Annotated in this window: 23 protein-coding genes and 1 pseudogene; 15 read left to right on the top strand and 9 right to left on the bottom strand. The window is 56.0% G+C overall.

Annotation, left to right across the window (positions count from 1 at the left end; translation table 11 throughout):
* Positions 1-75 precede the first annotated feature (75 nt).
* Positions 76-219: pseudogene (locus K0F88_RS18030) on the bottom strand (sulfite exporter TauE/SafE family protein); the annotation flags it as partial.
* A gap of 70 nt (positions 220-289) precedes the next feature.
* Entirely contained in the window at positions 290-1186 is an 897-nt protein-coding gene (locus K0F88_RS18035) for an AraC family transcriptional regulator (RefSeq protein ID WP_219095950.1), read from the bottom strand.
* A 260-nt stretch (positions 1187-1446) separates the two neighbouring features.
* On the opposite strand from K0F88_RS18035, the gene rclC reads away from it, so the two are divergent.
* The 7 genes from rclC to K0F88_RS18070 all read left to right on the top strand — a co-directional run bounded on the left by rclC (position 1447) and on the right by K0F88_RS18070 (position 7700).
* Positions 1447-2022, top strand: a complete 576-nt coding sequence (gene rclC / locus K0F88_RS18040) for a reactive chlorine resistance membrane protein RclC (protein ID WP_219095953.1) — start codon at positions 1447-1449, stop codon at positions 2020-2022.
* A gap of 257 nt (positions 2023-2279) precedes the next feature.
* Entirely contained in the window at positions 2280-2513 is a 234-nt protein-coding gene (locus tag K0F88_RS18045; RefSeq protein ID WP_219095954.1) for a hypothetical protein, read from the top strand.
* Between the two features lie 46 nt (positions 2514-2559).
* Positions 2560-3921, top strand: a complete 1362-nt coding sequence (gene gorA / locus K0F88_RS18050) for a glutathione-disulfide reductase (RefSeq protein ID WP_219095955.1) — start codon at positions 2560-2562, stop codon at positions 3919-3921.
* 41 nt (positions 3922-3962) lie between these two features.
* Positions 3963-4586: a ferric reductase-like transmembrane domain-containing protein gene (locus K0F88_RS18055; RefSeq protein WP_219096013.1), complete on the top strand. Its 624-nt coding sequence runs from the start codon at positions 3963-3965 to the stop codon at positions 4584-4586.
* A gap of 300 nt (positions 4587-4886) precedes the next feature.
* Positions 4887-5510, top strand: a complete 624-nt coding sequence (locus K0F88_RS18060) for a glutathione S-transferase family protein (protein ID WP_219095956.1) — start codon at positions 4887-4889, stop codon at positions 5508-5510.
* Between the two features lie 373 nt (positions 5511-5883).
* Positions 5884-6858, top strand: a complete 975-nt coding sequence (locus K0F88_RS18065) for an alpha/beta fold hydrolase (RefSeq protein ID WP_219095957.1) — start codon at positions 5884-5886, stop codon at positions 6856-6858.
* 101 nt (positions 6859-6959) lie between these two features.
* Complete coding sequence (locus K0F88_RS18070) at positions 6960-7700, top strand: cysteine hydrolase (protein ID WP_219096014.1); 741 nt, start codon at positions 6960-6962, stop codon at positions 7698-7700.
* Positions 7701-7712: 12 nt separating this feature from the next.
* Here K0F88_RS18070 and K0F88_RS18075 read toward each other — a convergent pair whose 3' ends face one another.
* The 3 genes from K0F88_RS18075 to cynS (K0F88_RS18085) form a co-directional block, all read right to left on the bottom strand.
* Positions 7713-10634 carry a winged helix-turn-helix domain-containing protein gene (locus tag K0F88_RS18075; protein WP_219095958.1) on the bottom strand — a complete coding sequence of 974 codons (2922 nt, stop codon included), beginning with the start codon at positions 10632-10634 and terminating at the stop codon, positions 7713-7715.
* A gap of 443 nt (positions 10635-11077) precedes the next feature.
* Positions 11078-11320: a DUF2790 domain-containing protein gene (locus tag K0F88_RS18080; protein WP_257605277.1), complete on the bottom strand. Its 243-nt coding sequence runs from the start codon at positions 11318-11320 to the stop codon at positions 11078-11080.
* Positions 11321-11384: 64 nt separating this feature from the next.
* A complete protein-coding gene (gene cynS, locus K0F88_RS18085; RefSeq protein WP_219095959.1) occupies positions 11385-11852 on the bottom strand; it encodes a cyanase in 468 nt (155 codons plus the stop codon).
* Between the two features lie 145 nt (positions 11853-11997).
* On the opposite strand from cynS (K0F88_RS18085), the gene cynR reads away from it, so the two are divergent.
* The 8 genes from cynR to K0F88_RS18125 all read left to right on the top strand — a co-directional run bounded on the left by cynR (position 11998) and on the right by K0F88_RS18125 (position 20260).
* Positions 11998-12882, top strand: coding sequence for a transcriptional regulator CynR (gene cynR / locus K0F88_RS18090; protein ID WP_219095960.1), 885 nt, complete (start codon positions 11998-12000; stop codon positions 12880-12882).
* A 139-nt stretch (positions 12883-13021) separates the two neighbouring features.
* Positions 13022-13651, top strand: a complete 630-nt coding sequence (locus tag K0F88_RS18095) for a glutathione S-transferase family protein (RefSeq protein WP_219095961.1) — start codon at positions 13022-13024, stop codon at positions 13649-13651.
* A 204-nt stretch (positions 13652-13855) separates the two neighbouring features.
* Positions 13856-14776: a LysR substrate-binding domain-containing protein gene (locus tag K0F88_RS18100; RefSeq protein ID WP_219095962.1), complete on the top strand. Its 921-nt coding sequence runs from the start codon at positions 13856-13858 to the stop codon at positions 14774-14776.
* A complete protein-coding gene (locus tag K0F88_RS18105) occupies positions 14776-15687 on the top strand; it encodes a LysR family transcriptional regulator (protein WP_219095963.1) in 912 nt (303 codons plus the stop codon). Before K0F88_RS18100 ends, K0F88_RS18105 begins: the two co-directional genes overlap by 1 nt.
* Positions 15688-16066: 379 nt before the next feature.
* The gene (locus K0F88_RS18110) at positions 16067-16690 is read left to right on the top strand and encodes a DJ-1/PfpI family protein (RefSeq protein ID WP_219095964.1); all 624 of its coding nucleotides are present in this window, start codon (positions 16067-16069) and stop codon (positions 16688-16690) included.
* A gap of 44 nt (positions 16691-16734) precedes the next feature.
* Positions 16735-17280 (top strand): cysteine hydrolase family protein, encoded by a 546-nt coding sequence (locus K0F88_RS18115; protein ID WP_219095965.1) that lies wholly within the window; start codon positions 16735-16737, stop codon positions 17278-17280.
* Between the two features lie 32 nt (positions 17281-17312).
* Entirely contained in the window at positions 17313-17993 is a 681-nt protein-coding gene (locus tag K0F88_RS18120) for a glutathione S-transferase family protein (RefSeq protein ID WP_219095967.1), read from the top strand.
* Positions 17994-18187: 194 nt separating this feature from the next.
* Entirely contained in the window at positions 18188-20260 is a 2073-nt protein-coding gene (locus K0F88_RS18125; protein WP_219095968.1) for a pyridoxamine 5'-phosphate oxidase family protein, read from the top strand.
* A gap of 17 nt (positions 20261-20277) precedes the next feature.
* Here the strand turns inward: K0F88_RS18125 and grxC are convergent, their stop codons facing one another.
* The 4 genes from grxC to cynS (K0F88_RS18145) form a co-directional block, all read right to left on the bottom strand.
* Entirely contained in the window at positions 20278-20541 is a 264-nt protein-coding gene (gene grxC, locus K0F88_RS18130) for a glutaredoxin 3 (protein ID WP_219095972.1), read from the bottom strand.
* A gap of 30 nt (positions 20542-20571) precedes the next feature.
* Positions 20572-21234: a carbonic anhydrase gene (locus K0F88_RS18135; RefSeq protein ID WP_219095973.1), complete on the bottom strand. Its 663-nt coding sequence runs from the start codon at positions 21232-21234 to the stop codon at positions 20572-20574.
* Positions 21235-21271: 37 nt separating this feature from the next.
* On the bottom strand, positions 21272-21520 hold the full coding sequence (locus K0F88_RS18140) for a DUF2790 domain-containing protein (protein ID WP_219095975.1): 249 nt from the start codon (positions 21518-21520) through the stop codon (positions 21272-21274).
* Positions 21521-21623: 103 nt separating this feature from the next.
* Positions 21624-21928 (bottom strand): cyanase (cynS, locus tag K0F88_RS18145; protein ID WP_219095976.1); only part of this gene is annotated, 305 nt, incomplete at its 5' end.

A 21928-nucleotide genomic window follows, 5' to 3' on the forward strand; every position in this document is an offset into this window, starting at 1 on the left:
ACCGTTTTTTTCAATAGTGAAAAGCGTAGCAGCTCAAATGATGGGCAGTGCCGAGCATGCTCACAAGCAGACGAATCACGTCAAAAAGCCTATTCCCACCAACACCAGCATCAGGGCGAACAGCAGCCTCAGGATCCTGGGTGGCAGTCGATGTGCCAGCTTCGTTCCGAACGGGGCGAAGACCATACTGGTCAATGCGATGCCGATCACTGCCGGCACGAGGTGAATTTCGCGAGAGAGACCGCGATGTCGACCGCTTTGTTTTCCGGCAGATGGAGATGCCGGAAAACTAAATCTCGCGGCGCAGTTTTCCCGGCGCTTCCCCGTAAAACTCCTTGAATTTCTTGCTGAAGGCCGACTGCGACTGGTAGCCGACCTGCACGGCAATATCGCTCAATCCCAGATGTGAGTGGCTCAGCAGATTGAACGCCATTTCCATGCGAACCTGAGTCAACAGCACCCAGGGTGATGCGCCTGCCACGCGTGCAAAGGCGCGCAGAAATGTTGCTCGGGACATGCTCGCCATTTCCGCCAGTCCTTCAACGGTCCACTCGAATGCAGGGTCGGCCAACATGGCCTGCCACGCGCGTCCAAGGCGCTTATCGCTGAGCAAGGCGAGTGAACCGGTGGTCTGGCCATCGCTCGCCAGGTGCGCTCGCAGGATCATGGTGAACAACGCCTGGGATAGTGCGTCGAGCATGAATCTGGAGCAGACCTGGTCGCCGTCCGCTTCACCGCGCAGCATTTCCACCAGCGCAGGCAACTGCCCACTGGCGGTGGGCGGGATGACCAGATATTCAGGCAGCGCGGAAAACAGCAGTGAAGTGCGATTGAAGTGAAACCCGCCACAAAGCATGTCGAAGTCGCGACTTGCCCCGCCAATACGATGCATCGGCACAACACCACCTTTGGTGACTTTCGGCACAGTCGGCACTACGGTTTTACCAGGGCTGTGCATGACATGCGGCGCGCCCCTTGGCAGCAGCAAAATGTCCCCGGCCTTCATGGGAACGCGTTGGCCATCGGGAAAGTCTACCCGGCACTCTCCGGCCAGCACGATGTGATAGGGCGCCTTGCCCAGGGCCTCCTGCTCATGCTCCCGTGCCCAGTCCCCCTCGAACTGGCAGCGCAAATCCAGGCTGCCGCGAACATTGGCCAGGCTGATGAGTTTATCGATTGAATTCATTTTTGAGTCTTTCGCAATAAAAGCTGAGCCGATTGAACATCTATTCGCTACGCACGCTTAAGGCGTTTGATACGTTGAAGCACTAATCCGACATCGCGTCCACCACAGCCCCGGCACCGCAAAGTGCCAGGGCTTTTTTTCGTCTTTGAAATGTGAAGGTCACGTTGAGACGATCAAGCAACAACTTGAGCATGACGAACAAAAGCACCGTTCGCCAAACCCGCAGACTAGCTCCACATTCAACGTTCTGGAGAAGTCTCATGCTCACCTCATTTACCACCTGGTTACGGTTGCTCAGCAAAGTGGATACCTTTGGCGCTTCGCTCATGCGACTGGCAATCGGCGTCGTTTTCCTGTGGATCGGCGCACTCAAATTCGTCCCCTACGAAGCCGATAGCATCACACCGTTTGTCGCCAACAGCCCCTTCATGTCGTTCTTCTACGAACACCCGCAAGAGTACAAGGCTCACCTGACACATGAAGGCGAACTGAACGCGGACAAGCGCGCCTGGCAGACAGCCAACAACACTTACGGGTTCTCGACCGGCCTGGGCATTGTCGAACTCCTGATTGGACTGTTGGTGCTGTCCAATCCGATCTCACGACGCACCGGATTACTCGGTGGTGCGTTGGCCTTCGGTACGCCGCTGGTGACGTTGAGCTTTCTGATCACCACGCCCGAAGCCTGGGTGGGGGCTCTGGGTGAAGCTCAACACGGTTTTCCCTACCTGTCCGGTGGCGGTCGCCTGGTGCTCAAAGACGTCTTGATGCTGGCAGGCTCTCTTACCGTGATGGCCGACTCAGCTCGTCAGCTGCTGCGGGAAAGTCGCGCATGAATCGCTTATCGGAGAACATTTAAACCCATGGTTGTTCTGGCGTTTGCCACTTTGAGGTGATCAATGACCTCGCCCAAGACGCTGATGCGGCGCTTGATCAGTATGTTCAGAGCAACACCTCCCTGGATTATTTCACTCAGCACAATTAAGTCATGACATCCCTGCTGGTTCTCTTATTGCCCATGGATGGTGAGACTGAACCCAGAAGCAATTGACCCATTTCGGGTTAATGCAGTGTCCATCCAGGGAGTCCCCACATGATTGATGTCGCTCATTCCTGCGACGGTAACCCATGGCTGGATACTCCAGCCATGGCCGATACCGAATACGAAGGCGGCTTTTTGCTGCCCCACTTGATGGGAGCGCTGGCTAGCGAATCCAGGGCGGTATCTGTCACGCACCGATCCGGCACGCATCAGCACAAGACTTCGGTCTTGAAACTGTGCGCCACGATTTTGCGTGCATTGAAACTTCGTTTCTCTCCCCTTTAACGATATTTGGCTGCACATGTGTTGTGCGACTTTGCAGAGAATTGAGATGACCTACGACTTCGATTTATTTGTGATTGGTGCAGGTTCCGGCGGTGTACGTGCAGCGCGGTTTGCCGCAGGGTTCGGCGCGAAAGTGGCGGTCGCCGAGAGTCGCTACCTCGGTGGCACCTGCGTCAATGTCGGCTGTGTGCCGAAGAAACTGCTGGTCTACGGCTCCCATTTTGCCGACGACTTCGAACAGGCCGAGGGCTTTGGCTGGACCGCCGGCAAGGCGCAATTCGACTGGGAAAAATTGATCTCCAACAAGAACCGCGAGATCGAACGACTCAACGGCATTTACCGCAAATTGCTGGTCGACAGTGGCGTGACCTTGCTCGAAGGTCATGCACGGCTGACCGATGCCCATCACGTCGAAATCAACGGCCAGCGTTACAGCGCCGAACGCATTCTGATTGCCACCGGTGGCTGGCCCCAGATTCCGGATATTCCAGGTCGCGAGCACGCCATCACCTCGAATGAAGCATTCTTTCTCAAGCAGCTGCCCAAGCGCGTTCTGGTGGTCGGCGGCGGTTACATCGCCGTCGAATTTGCCGGGATCTTCAATGGCCTGGGTGCTGACACCTGCCTACTGTATCGCGGTGACCTGTTCCTGCGCGGGTTCGATAAATCGGTTCGTACGCACCTTGTGCAAGAGCTGACCAAACGCGGTCTGCAATTGCAGTTCAACACCGATATCGTGCAGATCGACAAACAGCCGGACGGCAGTCTGCTGGCGACGCTCAACGACGGTCGTCAACTGGAGACCGACAGCATTTTCTACGCCACTGGCCGCCGGCCCATGCTCGACAATCTGGGCCTGGAAAATACCCGCGTCGAACTCAATGACAAGGGTTACATCGACGTCAACGACAACTTCGAAACCCGCGAGCCATCGATTCTGGCATTGGGAGATGTGATCGGCCGAGTGCAACTGACCCCGGTCGCCACGGCGGAAGGCATGGCGGTCGCGCGTCGCCTGTTCAAACCCGAAGAGTATCGCCCGGTGGATTACCGACACATCCCCACCGCAGTGTTCAGCCAACCCAATATCGGCACCGTTGGACTGACGGAGGAACAGGCGCTGGAGAATGGCCACCCAGTAGTGATTTTCGAGAGCCGATTCAAACCGATGAAACTGACCCTCACGCAATCGTCCGAGCAGACGCTGATGAAGCTGGTGGTGGATGCTGTGACTGATCGGGTGCTGGGCGCGCACATGGTCGGCCCCGACGCCGGAGACATCATCCAGGGGCTGGCCATCGCGCTGAAAGCGGGCGCCACCAAGCGCCTGTTCGATGAAACCATCGGCGTGCACCCGACGTCAGCGGAAGAGTTTGTGACCCTGCGTACACCTGTCTCTGGCAGATGATGGCAAACGGTCAACCCACTACATTTTTCAAGAGTCTTGCTATGAAAGTCCAATTACCTCATTACGAAGGCTGGTCGCTGTTCGGTCTGCTGTGTTTGCTTATATCGGTGATGACGGCGTTGATCCTGGCGTTGAATCCAGACTTGGTAGAGGGCCTGCGCAGCGCCATCCGCGCCACGGCGCGCACCTCATTTGCCCTGTTTCTCGTGGCGTTCACCGCCTCTGCATTCGCAGTTCTGGTACCGTCACCGTTTTCCAAAGCGTTGGTTCGCGAGCGTCGTTTCATTGGACTGGCGTTCGCGTTCTCTCACCTGCTACATGCGATCCTGATCTACATATACGGTCAACTGAACACTGAGTTCTGGCCCGGTCGAAGCACCCTGACCAACATCCCTGGAACGCTTGGCTATCTGTTCATCCTGTTGATGACTTTGACGTCCTTCAAGGCCACCACACGTCTGATAGGTCGCAAAACCTGGAAGGCCTTGCACGTCAGTGGGATGTGGGTGCTCGCAGCCGTGTTCACGTATTCCAACTTCAAGCGCATTCCCCTGAGCGCCTGGTATGTATTGCCGTTCGGCATCATGTTTTCGGCCATTGCGATTCGGTTGGTAGGCAAGCTCGCACAGAAAAACAAGCGGAGTCAGGCGCGCGCTTTTGCTTGAAATTGAGTTGGATTTGACCGGAGCGGGAAGAGCGAGCATCGGAAAATATCGACCCGACCGCTCCGTTCACGCCTCATCGGATGGTCTACATTAAATTGGCTTGCCAAGGTGTACGTCACCTCAATATCGGTTACAGCAACGTCGAACTGACGTTGATCTCCCTCGCGGCCTTCGTGCCGCCGTTGCCCCCGTATGCCGACAAGCTTGTTTTGATGTGTTGCAGACTCGGTTCTTCTGGCATCGCAACAGTGCGTGCAGGCCAGGGTCTCGATAATGTCCATCCAGATTGGAGCATTCGTCATGAGCCTCACTCTCTACGGTTTTGATGGCAGTCCATATGTACGCACGGTGAAGATGCTGCTAAAGGAGAAAGGTGCGGAGTTTAATCAGCTACAGGTCAACGTGATGAAAGGTGAACCGCATCAGCCGGAGCACCTTGCACGGAATGCATTCGGTAAGGTCCCGGTCATTGATCACGACGATTTCAGGGTGATCGAAACCGCTGCGATCATGAGCTATCTGGATGAGGTGCTCCCGGGCCCTTCGCTGACGCCCAAAACCGCTAAGGATCGCGCCAGGAGTCACATGGCCCAAGCAATCTACGATTCCTATGGCTACGGTTCGATGGCCTCAGTATTCGGTTATTACTTGTTCCCGGACTTCATTGGTGGACAGAACGACACCTCTCGCCTCCAAGGCATCGAGAAATCGAAACTGGTGCTGAGCGAATTGATGAAAATCAAAGGCAGCGACCCGTTTATTGCCGGGCAGGATCTAAGCATTGGTGATCTTTATCTGGCGCCGGCTTGTGCTTACCTGTCGATGACTCCCGACGCAGAGCAAATATTTGCCATCAGTGGCTTCGCTGATTGGTGGGATCGGATTCAGACACTCCCCAGCTTCAAGTCCACACCACCGCAGTAACCTCGTCATAGAGCACGCCGAGTGCCCGTGACAGCAGTGCGGAACCGAAGCTTAAGAATCGGCTTGAATTGCCGTTCACAAGTCCATCTTCAACGTTTTTACACATCCTCGAATGAGGTTGTGTAAAAACGTTCTTGTGCGCCTGAAGCCCTGCCTGAATTTCCCATTTTAACGCGCCGCCTCTAGCAGACTCGTAGAGCCAGCACCGTCCTCATCGTATTGCGCCGACCCAATTTGGTGCTTTGCACTTCATAACACCGTTTCACATCTCTTTACTCGTTGACACGTTTACGGCCGCTCATAGTTTGACCGTCTCCCGCTCATGACGTGATCAGGTGTCACTGACCTCGTTGCCGGCTTTCGGAGTAGAAAAATGACAGACAAATCTGCGCTTTCCCATGATGAGGCAACTCGCCGCAGTCTGGTGCTGATCGGTCTTGGCACAGCGATTACCACCGTGCTGCCAAAGTCCGCTCAAGCACAAACGACGGAACCGGCAAAATCCCACAACGTCACTGCAAACACGATCACTACTAGCGAGGGTGTGATTCTTTACTACAAGGATTGGGGCCCGAAAACCGGACCGGTAGTCACCCTCAGCCATGGCTGGCCTCTCGACTCCGACAGTTGGGATGGTCAGGCGTTTTTCCTCGCAAATCAGGGATTCCGAGTGATCGCTCACGACCGACGTGGACACGGCCGATCCAGCCAACCGTGGGACGGTAATGACATGGATCATTACGCTGATGACTTGGCCACAGTCATCAATACCCTGGACCTGAAAAACGCCTCGATCATGGGTTTTTCCACCGGCGGAGGCGAGGTCGCCAGGTATGTGGGGAGGCACGGCACATCGCGTGTGGCAAAAATTTGTTTGATATCTGCCGTCCCCCCTCTGATGTTGAAAACTGCTGCAAATCCAGGCGGTTTACCTATCGATGTATTCGACGGCATTCGTGCCGGGATGATCGCTGATCGCTCGCAGTTGTTCAGGGATATTCCGTCGGGGCCATTCTATGGTTTCAACCGGCCAGGGGCCAAAACCTCCCAGGGGATGATCGATTCCTGGTGGCGTCAGGGAATGGTGGGCGGGTTTAAAAACACCTTCGATTCCATAAAGGCTTTTTCGGAAACTGACTTCACCCAAGATTTGAAAAAATTCGACAAACCGACCCTGATCGTCCATGGCGACGATGACCAGATCGTGCCGATCGATGCCGCCGGCCGAGCCTCGAAAAAGCTTGTTCCTGATGCAACCCTGATGGTCTATCCCGGGGCGCCCCATGGATTGACGGAAACCCATAGAGAACAACTCAACAAGGATCTATTGGCATTTCTACGCAGTTGAAGGTCATAACTGACTGGAGAGAAATCATGTCTGAGAAACGCTACCCCATCGGTAGGCGCTCATTTGTAATGGGGGCTGTTGCAACCGTGGCAGCAGGCGCAATGCCTGCATTCGGCGCCGAAAAAGCTGTACCCGCAGGACTTGAGAAATACGCTGCTCCGAAAAATCCTGCGCTGCCGAAGTCGACGATGAAGCTGGATCTTTCCCGTGCAGCGCTTGTGGTGATCGATCCGCAGATCGACTTCATGAGTTCCAAGGGCCTTGCGTGGCCAATGACGGGGGAATCAGTGACAGAACAGAATCTCGTCCCGAACCTGTTGAGCTTGTTCAAGGCCGCCAAAGCGGCAGGTATTACCGTGGCCATTTCACCGCATTACTACTGGGCCACTGATCACAACTGGAAGATTCAGGCTCCCGTGGAAGTCATGCAGCACTCAATGAAACTGTTTGATCGAAAAAGCGCCATCAATCTGGATGGGTTCGCCAACTCGGGAAGCGATTTCATGCCGGAGTTCAAGCCTTACATTGAGGACGGTAAAACCTTTGTTTGCTCACCGCACAAGCTTTATGGGCCCCAGGTCAACGACTTGACTCTCCAGTTGCGCAAGCAGCTCGTTGACCAAGTCATTTTGACGGGGATGCTGGCCAATCTCTGCGTCGAATCACATATGCGCGAGCTGCTCGAACAGGGGTTCGAAGTGGCGGTGGTGCGTGATGCAGTGGCGGGACCGAAACTTCCGGAAGGTGATGGTTATCTGGCAGCGATAATCAACTACCGGTTCATGGCGAACGCCGTATGGACTACCGAAGAAGTACTCGGAATGTTGGGTGGCAAGGTTTGATTGAGCCGCCTGTCACGGGGCTGAATCGGGCCCCGTGGCCGGATGTCCTCTTGGGGTGATTTTCAATGCGCTTTGCTTGTTCAATGAGTTCAGCAATTGTTTTGCAGCACGCAGATCAGCTGAATCAAAGCCCTCGGAAAATCGGCCATAGACGTTCTGCAGTCGCTGGCCTGCCTCGGCGTCCCGGCCTTGCAAAAGATGCAGACGAGTAAGAGAGATAGCGGTGCGCAGTTCCCAAGCCAAGGCCGATAAGCGTTCGGCGCAGGCCAGTGAGCGATTCAAGTACTGCTCGGCCAAGGCCAGGTCTGGGCTCGGTCGATACGCATACAAGTCTGCGGTCACCCGCAAAATTTCTGGAGTATCGAGTGTTTCTCCGACGTGCTCGACCATTTCCAGTGCGCCGCTGGCGATCTCGATCGCATTGTCATATCGGCCTTTGGCTGCAACCCCCTTTGCGAGGCATCTCACATACATGGTGGTGAGCACCTGATGGTTCTCAATGCTCGGCACGTTCAAGCATTCATGCAAGAGATGTATGCCTGCATCCACTCTATTTTGGCCGATCAGCAGAATGCCTTTTAAGCCTATACCCGCGGCATGATCGTGCTCGAAGGCATTCTCTTCGGCCGTCGAGATCAGTTTTTCAATTGTCTGAGCGGCATTGTTCCAATCACCCATCCATAAAAAAACCGTGGCCACATAAATGAGCGAAAGGCAGATGGTCGCGGGATGGCGCAAGTTGTAGGCATCACCCAAAGCTTGCCGTCCAATTCGGGCAGCTTGATCGGGGTATCCGCGTAGCCATAAAACTCTAGCCAAAGAAGCCAGTGCCCGAATGCGATAGTCATCACCGAAAGAGAACTCGTCCTCGTTCACGAGCGACGGCTTTAGGTCTGGATTCGCGTTGCATGTTCGGAACGAGAACCCCGGCACACCGACAGGATTGTCACTGTCTTCCAAGGCCCGCTGCATCATGGCGATAATTTTAGGTTCAGTAATTCGCGTCCTGAGATTTAGATTCTGCCACTGGATATCATTAGGGCTCCGTACCCCCTCGGATCCAGGCAGAACAGAATGCTGCAATTGACGAAGCAGGATGTCGTTAATATTTGCGACGGATTCAATAACCTTGTGAGGGTTGACCGGCAGGGTTTGCGAGGTGCCTGACGCCATCGTTGAAGGGATTGAACATGGCCAATGCTGCACTTTGTGCGGTGGCGCTCCATTGGCTACTTCGACTCGTGCCGTCAGGGCCCGCTCACTCCACCGCCGACACTCATCCAGCATCGATAAACCGAGGAATAGGGGGGCGGCTGCCGCGGCGAGACGGATGCCGAGCAGCAGGTTGCGATGATTGGAAAACGCCCATTCCAATGCTGAGCAAATGTTCCCCAAGTGCTCAATGTACAGTTGAATTCGCTCGTATTCAGGAAGTGTCTCACCTGGCACGTTCAGTTGTTCCAGCATTGATAACAGGCAAATGGCATGACGCTCGATCGCCAAATCCACTTCACCGTGGGTACGTAGTTTTTCCAGTGCAAACGCCCGCATTGTATGAGGCAGCTTGTAACGCATCGATTGACCAGCACGCTCAACCAGAATCAAAGATTTTTTGACCAGGCGTCCAATCGCGTCGATAACCAATGACTCATCGATTTCCGCCTTGACGATTGCCGTGACCAGCTCCAGGGAAAATATACCGCTCAGAACCGACAGCCGTCGTAGCACGATAGCTTCGGTTTCCGATAGCAGGTCACAACTCCAATCGTACATAGCCATTAGCGTTTGATGGCGTGGCAGCGCTGTCCGCCTGCCGTCCCAAAACAGGCTGACGCTGACTCGACTATTCAGTAACTCGGCAATGCCCTGGATCCCATAGGCCTCGACTTGGCCAGCTGCCAGTTCTATCGCTAAAGGCATGCCATCGAGTTTGCGGCAAATATGCGCAACCATCGGCGCGTCGTTGTCGCTCAGGATGAACGCGTTATCGTTGTTATGAACTCGCTCGACGAGTAATTGCACTGCTGAGAATTTCAGCGCGCCAGTTGCCGTCAAGCCGCACATCTCTGGCGGGCAAGTCAAAGAACACAATCGATGGACATGCTCGCCTTCAGCCCGCAATGGCTCGCGACTGGTCACCAGAATGTGTAGTTGTTCGGTTTCTTCGAATAACTTCTCTGCAAGATAAGTAGCGGCCACGATGACGTGATCACAGCTATCGAGCACCAGCAGCAATCGCTTTTCTCGCAAAAAAGCGACCAACGCTTGAAGAGGGTTCATGCCGTGACATCGAATGCCTAACGCTGACGCCAGAATGCTTGGCAACAAAGCAGGATCGGTTATGGAACTGACATCCAGGAAGAGAAGAAGGCCTTCAAAATGCGCCACCAAATGATGGGTCACCGCTAGCGCAACCGTCGTTTTGCCCATACCGCCGGGGCCGCAGATCGTTACGAAACGGTGGTGCATTATCAGTTGCGAGATGTCATGGACTGTTTCGTCACGGCCTATCATTCGTATCAATCGTGGCGGCAGCGCGCTGATCGAGGTCGGGGGCGATTCCTGGGCAGTGTCGGAATCAGAATCACGGGAGACGGAGGCTACGAAGCTATAGCCGCGACCTGGAACATTGGCGATATAGCTCACGTCCGTTTCGGCACACGATAAGGCTTTTCGTAACGCGGAGATATGCACACGCAGGCAGCTCTCATCGACAATCACGTCCTGCCAGACCATTCTGATCAGATCGCGGTTGCTGACCACCTCACCCGAATGCTCAACCAGGGCAATCAGGACGTCGAGGGCGCGACTTCCGAGTTCAATCGGTTTCCCTGTTTTCAATAACAGCCGTTGGGCAGGGAGCAGATTAAATTGGCCGAAGGTGATCGACTGGGGACATTGTGAATCCGAAGAACCGGTTGCTGACCCGTTCATGATTCGCAAGCCCGGGCGACCTGGCACAGTGGTTTTCGGTAAAGTGACCGCATAAGCGAGTCGATAGCTGATGCCATATTCATAGGCGTCACTGACTATAGATGAACTTACCCAGGCAGCTCACTCTGTAGCGTCCGTGACTCCAGTTCTCGCGTGCCGGTTTGTTATCTCCATATACAAAATTTCGCTCATCTTGCAGTGTAGGCGCCGTGAGGTTGTTTGGTAATGAAATTTGTTTCCCGCTGCTGAAGCCGCGCGATAGCAGATTTGAACCACTGGAAATCTTTATATTCGTGATGGGCGTACGCCCTTCAGGGTAGAGCGGAATGTGCAGTCTGAAATTTTGAGGTGTTGCATCATATTTTCTAAGTAATTGTCTTGAACACGACATTTTCAAGTGAACATCGCTTCAGATCAGGCTGCACATTCAGCGTTGTGGTTACTCAGCCCGTACTGCAACCACCACCCTCGACCAGGTACGTTGCAATATGCCGCTCACCTTTGGAGTCTTCATACACCATCTCGGCTTGCACAACCCCGCATGCCTGGCTGGTGTCGGAGATGCTGATGGTTTTTGCCACATCGAATGGAACGCCGGTGCGCGCAGTCTGTGCGTCATTGGCGGCGAAAGCGCTACCTGCGGCAACGGTCAGGAACAAGGCAACAATCGTCTTCATGGTTTTCATGGTCTTTACTCTGGAAATATTGGGTGGTGGGTGATGGCCCGCAGGAGTGCGGGCCTGTATCCGCTTAGAAAGGACGCAGTGGCAGAAACTTGCCGTCGAGGGTGATCACTGCACGATGGCCGCCTTCTGGGTCTTCGACTTTCTTCATGTTCAGCTTGAAGTTGATCGCGCTGATGATGCCGTCGCCGAACTGCTCGTGAACCAGGGCTTTCAAGGTGGTGCCGTAGATCTGGATCATTTCGTAGAAACGGTAGATGGTCGGATCCGTTGGAACACCCGACAGGCTGCCGCGCAGCGGGATGATTTGCAGGCGGGCGACCGAGTCAGCATCCAGGTCCAGTTTTTCGCCGATCACTTTGGCAGCGGCTTCAGGCAGCGGGTGCTGGCCGAGCAGGGCAGCGGTGACGTAAGCCAGGCCAAGGCCGGTGCCTTCAGTCACTTGTTCGAAGGACAGGTTTTTGCGCGCCTTGGCGTCGAGGATTTTCGCGGTCAGCTCGAGGCTGGTGTCGTTGTAAGCGTGGGACTGTTGCATGGTGTTTCTCCTATCGGTTTTGCTTGGTGGCGGTTGCCAGGTTTGTGTTGCTTGGGTGTGAAGCAATGTTCTGCTGGTTGCTCGATAGCGTCCAAGACCGATATACAATGCAACGCATAAGCGGGGCCTATAGAGGGGGAATTCCATGCTGCTACGACACTTGCGCTATTTGTTGGCAGTCGCCGATAACGGCGGCTTCACCCGCGCCGCCGAGGCGCTGCATGTTTCCCAGCCGACCTTGTCGCAACAGATCCGGCAGTTGGAAGAGACTCTCGGCGTTGTGCTGTTCGACCGGACCTCGCGCACGGTAAAACCTACCGATGCGGGGCAGGCTTACATTGAATGTGCACGTCGCGTATTGGTTGAGTTGGAAGCTGGCAAGCGCGCATTGCACGACGTGAAGGATCTGTCCCGCGGCACCCTGCGCCTGGCCATGACACCGACGTTCATGGCGTACTTGGTAGGATCGTTGGTGCGCGACTACATGGCTCTCTATCCGAACATCCATCTGGAGATCTTTGAACTCTCCATGGCCGATATCGAGACCGGCCTGGCGGATGACTCACTGGATATCGCCATTGCGTTTGACGATGTAAGAAATGCTGACATCGAAACGATCCCGGCTTTTATTGAAACCCTGGGGCTGGTGGTGGGGCGCAATCATCCGTTATACGACTGTAAGAAACCCTTGACCGCCGAGCAGGTCGCTCAACTGGACTTTGCGTTGCTGACTCCCGATTTCGCCACCCGTGTCTGCATCGATGAGTATTTCGCCAAGACGCAGATCACACCCAAGGTGGTGATCGAGGTCAATTCGGTCAACACGTTGCTGGAAGTCATGCGGCACACGGCGGTCGCCACTATTCTTCCGGAGCCCATCGCTACCCAGGACCGCGCCCTGCGCAGGATCGCGCTGCTGGACAAGGGGCCACGGCGCGGAGCCGCCTTGCTGCGGCGTAAAAACAACTACCACAGCGCGGCGTCAGTCGCCTTTATGGACTTGATGTTGGGCGTGTCGGTGGGGCAGTAGGTTCGGCAAAAAATGATCATTACACGCAATGAAATGCTGGATTGTAATTGCTGGTCATTCCGCTGTTTACGAGGGGAGGGGAAGATAACTCCATCGACGCGATCACCGGGTCGAACTCAAACAACAATCGGAGCACGTCATGTCCCAGCAAGCGATCAAACTTTATCGTCACCCTTTGTCTGGCCACTCTCATCGAGTCGAACTGATGCTGTCCCTGCTGGGGCTGCCAACCGAGTTGGTATTCGTGGATCTGATGAAGGGCGCGCACAAAGCGCCTGACTTCCTGGCGCTCAACCGCTTTGGCCAAGTGCCGGTGATCGATGACAACGGCACCGTCCTGGCAGACTCCAACGCCATCGTGGTTTATCTGGCCGCCAAATACGGCAAGGGCCAATGGCTGCCGACCGATCCGGTAGAGCAAGCCAGGGTTCAACGCTGGTTGTCAGTAGCCGCCGGTCAAATCAGTTCGGGCCCTGCCACTGCGCGATTGATCACCGTGTTTGGTGCCGGTTATGACGCCGAAGAAACGATCAAACGTTCTCATGCCCTGCTCAATGTCATGGAGCAGGAGCTGGGACAGAGCAAATTCCTGGCCGGCGACAAGCCGACCGTCGCCGATGTTGCCGCCTACACTTACGTATCCCACGCACCGGAAGGTAACGTGGCGCTGACTGACTACCCGAAAATCCGTGCCTGGTTGAGCAGCATCGAAGGGTTGCCGAACTTCGTTGGCATGCAACGTACCGCTGTAGGCTTGCAAGAGGCTTGATTCGATTCCGAAGGAGCTTGCCGGGAAAATAACCCCGGCCAGCTCCTTTTTATTTGTTTCGCCGTTCTCCCAGGACGCTTTACGTACATGCCGCCAGCCCGACGGCGCGTGCGAAAGTCGCTGTAGCCGACGATACTGGCAAACAGTTCTTCCCGCGCAAGCGGCCAGATACCTCGCTGTCCTCTCATCAAGACAGGGGCGCTTATGGATCGTTTTCAAGAAATGCAGATATTCATGGCAGTAGCCGAGGAAGAAGGCTTTGCCGCCGCCGCCCGTCGGTTGAAAATCTCTCCCCCCAGCGTGACCCGTGCCATCGCCGCGATGGAAGAGCGAATCGGCACACAACTCCTTTCTCGAACCACTCGCAGCCTGCATCTCACTGAAGCGGGTCAACGCTATCTAGAGGATTGTCGGCGTATCCTCAGTGATATCGACGAGGCGGAGGAGGCGGCTGCCGGTAGTTACTCGATACCGTGCGGACATTTGACCGTGACCGCGTCGGTGCTGTTTGGCGAGTTGTACATCGCGCCGCTGCTGGCCGACTACGTGGACCAGTTTCCCTCGGTGCACCTCAATGCATTGCTGGTGGATCGTGTCGTGAACATGGCCGACGAGGGTATCGATGTGGCCATACGAATCGGCCATTTGCACGAGGCCAATCAGCAGGCCATCAAAGTCGGCGAAGTACGTCAGGTGATCTGCGGTACCCCCGATTATTTCGAGCGCTATGGCAGGCCGCGTCATCCCGGTGAACTCAATACCGCCAACATCGTCATGTCTTCGGCCAGCCATTTGCTGAGCGACTGGCAATTCGTCAACGACGGCAACGCACTGAGCTTTCGATTCGAACCGCGCTTGGTGGTCACCGCCAATCAGGCCGCGATCAATATCGCCAGCCTGGGCTGGGGCGTCACGCGGGTGTTGTCCTACCAGGTAGCCAACCAGGTGGCGGCTGGCGAACTGGAATTGGTGCTGGAGGACTTCGAACCACCTGCGCTGCCCATTCAAGTGGTCTACCTCAAGAACACCCGCATACCGGCAAAGGTTCGTACCTTCGTGGATTTTCTCGCGGATCGACTGGGCAAGGACAAGGCGCTCAAAGCTGTGGTGAAAGGTTCCAACTGATGGACCGCTACCATGAATTGCTGATGTTCGAAGCGCTATCGGAGCGCCCTAGTCTGGCGGCTGCGGCCCGTCGTCTGGATGTGTCCGGACCTACGGTGGTTCGCGCCATTGCACGGTTGGAGGAACGTCTTGGCGTGCCGCTGTTGCTTCGAAGCACCCGCGGGGTGTCGCTGACCGAGGCCGGCGCCGGCTTCATGGCCGATTGTTCACGCATTCTCAGGGCCATCGAAGATGCAGAGGCTTCGGCCAAGGGCCTGCACGTTCAGGCCCAAGGCAATCTCACGGTACTGATGCCTTTGCTGTTCAGCCGTTATGTCATGACCTCGATTCTGACGGACTACATGAGTCTGTATCCCGAGGTAAAAGTCTTTGCGCAATACCATGATCGTTTTCCGAACATGAATGAAGAGGGAATCGATGTGGCGGTGCTGGTCGGCAATCTGCCCAGTTCGTCATTGATCGCACGGCAGGTGGGCTTTGTTCGCTCGATGGTATGCAGCAGTCCTGCTTATCTGGCTGCTCACGGTGAGCCCGGCGTACCGGAGGATTTGCGAAATCATCGGCTGGTCGCCACACATGCTTATCGAGACAGGGTCCAGTGGGACTTTCACCACGATGGTGGGGTGAATCACTTAAAAGCCCGGACGCGGATCAGTTGCGCAACAGTGCAGGCGGCCATCGATGCAGCCGCTCATGGCGCCGGTATTACCCAGTGTGTGAGCTATCCGTTGTACGAGTATTTGAACACTGGGCGACTGCGGCGTGTGCTGCAGCCCTATGAGTTACCGGCGCTGCCGGTACACGTGGTGTACCGCGAAGGGCGCAAGGCCTCGATGCGCGTGCGCAGTTTTGTCGACCACATCGTCAACGGCCTGCGCGAGCATCCGGCCATGCAGCCGGATGCTCCTTGATCCAAAACCCGGTAGGCGCTTGGCTTGCCCGCGAAGAGGCCGGGACCTTCAACAGAGCTATCAACTGACCCTACGCCATCGCGAGCAAGCTTCGCTCCTGCATGTTGCCTGGCTCCATAGCAATGCCCAACCAATGCCACTGGGGTATTGATGCATTTCAGTACATCCGCCACTGACTGTGCGTCGCCCTTGAAGCCGCGAATACCAGATAGCCATCTTTTCCAGAATCTCGACCACGCCGTTCCAGCTGCTGGAGTCGGCGAAGCATTTCAGTAAGCGAAATAGTGGATTGTATTTTGTGGTCGTTCTCTACATCGCGGTTAAGGCGGAGCATAAGCACACACACTCTTCCATGCTGTACAGCAGAGGCTCATGACCGATGAAACGCGTGCTTATGTTACTGGCCAACGGCGTAGAACCCCTGGAAATGGCCGCTTTTACCGATGTGCTTGGCTGGGCCAACCTGCTGGGTGAGCACCCTGTGGAACTGGTCAACGCCGGCCTTCGCAGAAAGATCGTGACCACCTTCGGTCTCACGCTCAATCCGAGTTTTTTATTGAGCGATCTGGACATGAACAGCTTCGATGCCTTGGCACTGCCGGGTGGATTTGAACCGTCGGGTTTTTACGAGGAAGCCTTGAGCGAACCCTTCCTGGCGACCATCCGGCATTTCGTCGAAGCCGGTAAACCCGTTGCCAGCGTTTGCGTGTCTTCCGTGTGCCTGGGCGTGGCCGGCGTGCTGCGTGACAGGAACGCCACGACCTACCACCAGGAGGGCGGCAAGCGGAAAAACCAACTGTTGGAAACCGGTGCACGCTTTGTCGATCGCCCCGTGGTTGTCGATGACCAGATCATCACTTCAAGCGGGCCGGGCACTGCCACCGAAGTTGCATTCGTACTGCTCGAAAAAATAACCAGCGTCGAAAATGCCGCTTTCATCCGCAAGAAGATGCGCTTCGCCACACCCGACCGTGATTGGTACGAAACGCCGCAAGTGCCCTGAAATGATCCATCAACTTCGAATCGACTCTTTTCCAAGGTAACCGTATGACTCACACAGCACTCATCGTCGTTGATATTCAAAACGACTATTTTTCCGGCGGCAAATGGGAACTCAACGCTACTGACTCGGCCGCTGACAATGCGGCTCGTGTAATTGGAGCAGCACGTGAACGGGGTGACCTGGTCATCCATATCCGTCACGAGACTTTAGCGCCTGATGCACCGTTTTTTGTCCCGGGCTCCGACGGCGCGCAATTGCACGAGAAGGTGCGCAACCTTGGGGATGAGTTGGTCATCGTCAAACATTTCATGAACCCATACCGCGAAACTGAACTGCTGGAAGTGCTTGAACATAACGAGATTGAACGGGTCACCGTGGTCGGCAACATGAGCCACATGTGCATCGATGCTGTCACCCGCGCGTCTGACGACTTCGGGTTTGAGGCGACCGTTATTCACGATGCCTGTACGACCCACGACCTGGAGTTCAACGACGTCAAGGTTCCTGCGCATCTGGTGCATGCGGCGTTCATGGCCGCCTTGAAGTTCGGGTATGCCGAAGTGCTGAGCACTGACGAGTATGTGGCCTAGGTTTTCATTCTGCTGCCGAAAAAGGTAACCCAATGTCCAATCTTTCCAATGCTGTCGATTACTACTACTGGCCAACCCCCAATGGGCAGAAGGTCGCCGTTTTTCTTGAGGAATCGGGACATCCCTACGTCGCGCATCCCGTCAATATCAGCAATGGTGAGCAATTTTCCACTGAGTTCACCCGGATTTCGCCTAATCAGCGCATTCCAGCGATAGTCGACAGAGAGACGGGTGTATCGGTCTTCGAGTCAGGGGCGATTCTGTTGTACCTGGCTCAGCGCCGCGGGCAATTCATCCCGGCGGATACGAAAGGGGCGGCTGAAGTCATGCAGTGGCTGTTCTGGCAAGCGGCGAACCTGGGGCCGATATTGGGACAGGCAGTGTTCTTCCTTAATTATGCCTCTGAACATCTGCCGCTCGCCGTGGCACGGTTCAGTAAAGAGACCGAACGTTTGTATGGCGTTCTGGAGCAGCAATTGAGCGAACGACCTTACGTCGCCGGCGATTACTCCATTGCCGATATGGCGATCTATCCTTGGGTGCTGCAACATGACAAGCAAGGAATGACGCTTGATGGTTACCCTAACGTCGCCGCTTGGCTGGAAAAAATCAGTTTGCGTCCAGCAGTGGTTCGGGCCTACGCCAAAGGGGAGCAAATTCGTCCATCCGGTCAAACTGATCAAGACAGAAAAAAGCTTTATGGGCTTCCATAGCGGGGTCGCTATCCACTTAGGCGATTCCAGGCAACTCGAGTGCGTGCGGGGTCTGTCTCGAGCTTCATGAGGTTGTAAAGCGCAGAGTTGATGATCACCGGCAACTGCGTATTAGACCCCGCTGCCGGGGATTCAACCCTTCCTCGCCGGGCGGCGGGTGAAGGGCACCTGTTTACGAATGCGTAGAGGTGATCATGAATCAGTCGGACGCGCCAGGAAAATCCCCCTGGCATGCGGGTGAGCGTGAACTGCAGGAAAGCGTCGGCGTCGCCGATCAGATGGAGATATTCGGACGCAAGGTCGTGCGTGACTACATGCCTGATCAGCATCGATTGTTTTACAACCAGTTGCCTTACCTGGTGGTGGGTGCGGTCGATGAACAAGGGATGCCTTGGGCCACGTTGATCGAAGGCTCCCCTGGCTTCATCCATTCACCCGATCCGCGCGTGCTGCAACTCGACCGCCTCCCCGCCGAGGGTGATCCGGTCAGGGCGGCCCTTAAGCAGGGCGCTGCGGTGGGACTGCTGGGCATTGACCTGAAGACCCGAAGGCGCAATCGCATGAACGGCAACATCAGCACCGCCTCGCCAGGCGGTTTTGCCGTTTCTGTGGTGCACGCTTTCGGCAACTGCCCGCAATACATTCAGTTGCGAGGCGTTGAGCCGGTCAGCCTTGGCCAAGCCTCAGCCAATGTCCCGGCCGAACGTCTCAACCAGCTGGACGAAGCCGCGAAGGCGACCATCAGCAAGGCCGATACCTTTTTCCTCGCCAGCTATGTCGACCTGGACGGTGACCCAGCCCAACGCTCGGTGGATGTCTCGCACCGGGGGGGTAACGCGGGGTTCGTTCGGATCGATGGCAACGTGCTGACTATTCCCGATTTCGCCGGCAACCTGCACTTCAACACCTTAGGTAATTTCCTGCTCAACCCGCGCGCGGGGCTGGTGTTCATCAATTTTGAAACAGGCGACATGCTGCAAGTCAGCGGGCGCACCGAGATCATTCTCGAGGGGCCGGAGATTGCTGCCTTTCAGGGAGCTGAGCGGCTTTGGACGCTGACCGTGGAGCAGGTGGTTCGACGTCCGGCCGTGTTGGCCCTACGTTGGCGGTTTGAAGGTTTTTCGCCCAATAGCCTGCTGACCGGCAGTTGGGAGCAAGCCGAAGGACGATTGCAAGCCGATGCCTTGCGCGATCAATGGCGACCGTTGCGGGTGACGCGAATCGTTGACGAGAGCAGCTCCATTCGCTCCTTCTACTTTGAACCCGCCGATGGTGCAGGCATCCCTCGATTCGAGGCTGGCCAGCATCTGCCGGTGCGTTTTTGCCTTGCTGAAGGACAGGCGTCACTGGTCAGAACCTACAGCTTGTCGAGCGCGCCATCGGACAGTTTTTTCCGCATCAGCGTCAAGCGTGACGGACGTGTCTCGTCCCATCTGCATGACCGCGTTCAGGTCGGGGATCTGGTTGAAGCCCGTGCCCCTCAAGGGCGCTTCACGGTGCAAGCCGATGAGCATCGTCCGTTGGTTTTGCTGGCCGCGGGCGTGGGCGTGACCCCGCTGCTGTCGATGCTGCGCGAAGTCATTTATGAAGGCGAACGTATCCGTCGCACTCGACCCACCTGGTTCATCCAAAGTGCGCGCAGCCTGGGGGAACTCGGGTTTCGCGATGAGTTGTACGAACTGGCGACTCGAGCCAAGGACAAAATTCGTGCGCTGCGTCTGCTCAGTCAGCCGGAAACTCACGCTCGCGTTGGTGAGGATTTTGAGGTGGCGGGGCGTGTGGATGTCGAACTGCTCAAGGCATTGTTGCCCCTGGACGATTACGACTTCTACCTGTGTGGCCCTGGTGCCTTTACACAGGCGCTGTACGACGGCCTGCGTGAGTTGCGTATTGGCGATGACCGTATTCACGCGGAGACTTTCGGTCCTTCGACCCTGGTTCGTCAGCGGGACCAATTGACCCTGGCGGTGGCGCAGATACCGGCGGCAAGCAACCCGGTCAAAGTGCTGTTTTCGGCCTCGGCAAAAGAAGCACGGTGGGAGCCGGGTGGCGGGACTCTATTGGAGTTGGCGGAGAGCCGTGGTCTGAACCCGGACTTCAGTTGCAGGGGTGGATCGTGCGGAACATGCCGTACCAAATTGGTCAGCGGCCAAGTGCACTATCTGAATCTGCCGGCTGAAATGCCGGTCGATGGGGAAGTACTGATTTGCTGTGCGGTGCCAGCGCAAGCCAAGGAGGGCGATGCCCCCCTGGTGCTGGAATTGTGAGTTGGCGTCATCGGCGCTCATCCCGCCATGCGCGGGTTGAGTACCTCGTCGATGCCGCCTTCGCTTTCAAGTTGAGCCAGGTCGTCGAAGCCGCCAACGTGCCAGTTGCCAAAGAAGATCTGCGGGACGGTACGGCGACCGCTTCGGCTGACCATTTCGTTCTTCACGTCGATTGAGCGCACATCGATTTCCTTGTACGAAATGCCTTTGGCATCGAGCAAACGCTTGGCATTACGGCAGTAGGGGCAGGTCGTGGTGGTGTACATAGTGACTTCAAGCATGTTGAGTACTCCTGAAAATCAGAGGCTGACTTAGGCAACCGCTTGCGCGGGACGGGCATGAACGGCAACGGTGTTCGGATGTTTGACCAGCGACTTGAACGTCTTGTTGTCGGCGTCCAGGGCGTCGATCGAACCGGTGCCTATGTCGTAGACCCAGCCATGCAGATTCACCAGGCCTTTTTCCTGCGCCAGGCGTACGCTCGGATGGGTCTGAATGTTCGCCAGTTGGGCGATGACGTTCTCGCGCACCATGGAGCTGACCTTGGCCGCTTCATTGGCGTGAGGGCGCGATTCGTTGATGACTTTCGCCGACTCGGCATGTTGCAACCAGCCCGCGACCGCAGGCAGGTGATCCATGCATTTGCACTTGGCGACAGCGGTCATGGCACCGCAATCGGAATGGCCGCAGATCACGATATCGGTCACGCCCAGTACGGCGACGGCGTATTCGACAGTGGCCGACACGCCACCGGAGTGCGGGCTGTAGGACGGCACGATGTTGCCGGCGTTACGGATCACGAACAGTTCGCCAGGCTCTTGCTGGGTCAGCAGTTCCGGCACCACACGGCTGTCGGAGCAAGTGATGAACAGAGTGCCTGGATGTTGCGTGGTGGCCAGGTGTTTGAACAGGTCAGTGCGTTGAGGAAATGCTTCTTTTTGGAACTTCAAAAAACCTTCGATGAGCGCTTTCATGATGTTTACCTTTCATTGAGTGTTGAGTGAGTGACGATCAGTTGGTACAGCCGCTACCGATCACGCTGTATTCCAGGATGTGGGTTTCACCGTGCGAATCGCGGTAAGTCATTTGCACGGGCGTCGGGCCGCAGACATCCGCCGTCGGGGTGATGTGAATTACCTTGGCGATATCCAGGTGCATGCCATACGCATAGGGAACAGCCTCCGGCGGGACCACGGCTGGCTGGGCGTAGGCCGACAGCGAGGCGGTCAGTGACAGGGCGAGAAACAGAATTTTTTTCATGACGAATCCTCCATTCAAATGTGGTGATTGATCGAAAGGGTTAAGAAATTTTTTGAAGCAGGCCCGCAAGGCTGCGGGCCGATTTACAGGTCCGGTTGCATCCTTAGAAAGGGCGCAGTGGCAGAAACTTGCCGTCGAGGGTGATCACTGCACGATGGCCGCCTTCTGGGTCTTCGACTTTCTTCATGTTCAGCTTGAAGTTGATCGCGCTGATGATGCCGTCGCCGAACTGCTCGTGAACCAGGGCTTTCAAGGTGGTGCCGTAGATCTGGATCATTTCGTAGAAGCGGTAGATGGTCGGATCCGTTGGAACACCCGACAGGCTGCCGCGCAACGGGATGATTTGCAGGCGGGCGACCGAGTCAGCGTCCAGGTCCAGTTTTTCGCCGATCACTTTGGCAGCGGCTT

The sequence above is a fragment of the Pseudomonas sp. UMAB-40 genome (assembly GCF_900095275.1).
Lineage (GTDB): Bacteria > Pseudomonadota > Gammaproteobacteria > Pseudomonadales > Pseudomonadaceae > Aquipseudomonas > Aquipseudomonas mandelii_B.